At 65.1% G+C, this 1,911-nt stretch carries 2 protein-coding genes; one reads left to right on the top strand and one right to left on the bottom strand.

Features of this window, described 5'->3' with window-relative positions; translation table 11 throughout:
* Positions 1-157: 157 nt before the first annotated feature.
* Positions 158-787 (bottom strand): recombinase family protein, encoded by a 630-nt coding sequence (locus GGQ89_RS19760; RefSeq protein ID WP_170171727.1) that lies wholly within the window; start codon positions 785-787, stop codon positions 158-160.
* Positions 788-881: 94 nt separating this feature from the next.
* Between GGQ89_RS19760 and GGQ89_RS19755 the strand changes: the two genes are divergently transcribed.
* A partial coding sequence (locus tag GGQ89_RS19755; RefSeq protein WP_184107193.1) for a DUF4158 domain-containing protein occupies positions 882-1,911 on the top strand: 1,030 nt, incomplete at its 3' end.

Raw genomic sequence — 1,911 nt, 5'->3', positions numbered from 1 at the left:
CGGTACGCGCGCTCTAGCGCCTGCGCGATGGCGCCAGCAGTGTCGACGGCGATCCCGTACTTCCGATTGTAGCGATCCTTGGCGACAATGCCTCGTGCGATTTCGCGAAACCGCGCCTTGCGCCGGGGATCGGGACGCAGCCGTCCAGACGCCCCGGTCATGTCGTCACCGTGGCATCAGGGCTCACGTCACCCCGTGCGCGAGCCACGATCCCGGCGACTGTGTTCTTGCTGAGTCCCAGGTCGCGAGCGATCCAGCGATAGCTCCGCCCCTCGGCGATATGCGCCAACACTTTGGGCGCGAGGCGGTCCGACTTGGGCCGCTCCCCCAGTTGCCGGCCGAGTTTGCGGCCACGTGCCCGAGCTGCAGCAAGGCCAGAGCGGACCCGCTCGCTCAGCATGTCGCGCTCGAACTGGGCTATACCTGCGAGCATCGTCGCCATCATCCGCCCATGCGGCGTATCGACCTCGAACGTCATGCCGCTCATCGCGACCACCGACACGCGCCAGCCTGACAGCCGGTTGAGCGTATCGAGCAGGTCTTGGGTCGAACGTCCCCAGCGGCTGAGTTCGGTGACGAGAATTGCATCGATGTGGCGCGTCTGGGCCAGCTTCATCACTTCGGCACGTGCCGAGCGATTGGCCTTCATCCCCGAGGCGGTTTCGCGGAAGACCTCGACCACCTCATAGCCGCCACGCTCGGCAAAGCCGGCCAGGTCGCGGAGCTGCCGTTCGCACGACTGGTCGGCTGTCGAAACCCTGGCGTAGATGGCGGCGCGCTGTCCCAATTGAACCCTTCTGGAATTAGGCCTCGAAAAGCCTTGATTTGCGTGGGGTCAGTGTTGTCCAAAACAGACTTCTGTTCAACAGGGACAAAGCCGCATGCCGAGACGCCATATCCTGAGCGCCCGGCAGCGGTCGTCGCTGCTCGACCTGCCGACCGACGAAGCGTCGCTGCTACGGCATTATATCCTGGCGGACGACGACCTGATCCACATCGACCGGCGACGCCGACCGGAAAACCGGATCGGCTTCGCGCTGCAACTGTGCGCGCTGCGCTATCCGGGACGAATGCTGGTGCCGGGCGAGGTGATCCCGCTCGCGGTATCCGCTTTCCTCGGCGCCCAGCTCGGCATCGCCGGTGACGTGCTCGTCCACTACGCCGTCCGGCGCCAGACCCGCCAGCAACATATGGAGGTGCTGCGCTCCATCTACGGATACAGGACGTTTCCTGGTCAGGGCGCGCCGGCACGGACGTTCCGTGACTGGCTGTTCGCCGAAGCCGAGCAGGCACACTCGAACGACGATCTCGCCCGGCGCTTCATCTCCCGCTGCCGCGATACCATGACCATCCTGCCGGCGATCACGACGATCGAGCGCCTGTGCGCGGATGCGCTCGTCGCGGCCGAACGCAGCATCGAGAAGCGCATCGCATCTCGCCTTGATCTTGTCGCCTGCACCCGTCTCGACCGGCTGACGACCGAGATGCTGCCGGGGGCAATCAGTCGCTTCATCTGGCTGCGCCGGATCGAGCCGGGCAACAATTCCGCCGCGGCAAATCGACTGCTCGACCGGCTTGAGTTCCTGCGTGCGATGAACCTCGATGATGGTATACTTGCCGGTGTTCCACCGCATCGCGTCGCCCGGCTACGCCGGCAGGGCGAGCGCTACTTCGCCGATGGCCTGCGCGACCTCGGCGCCGATCGGCGCCGCGCTATCATGGCGGTCTGCGTCATTGAATGGGCCACGGCGACTGCGGATGCGGTGATCGAAACACATGACCGGATCGTTGGCCGCACCTGGCGCGACGCGAAGCGACTGCATGACGCGCGGGTCGTAGAAACCAGAGGCGCTACCACTGCGACTTTGAACGGCTTCACTGCACTCGGTCAATCATTGCTCGAAGCGCATG

The sequence above is a fragment of the Sphingomonas yabuuchiae genome (assembly GCF_014199595.1).
GTDB classification, from domain to species: domain Bacteria; phylum Pseudomonadota; class Alphaproteobacteria; order Sphingomonadales; family Sphingomonadaceae; genus Sphingomonas; species Sphingomonas yabuuchiae.
This window is presented reverse-complemented; position numbering and strand designations above follow the sequence as displayed.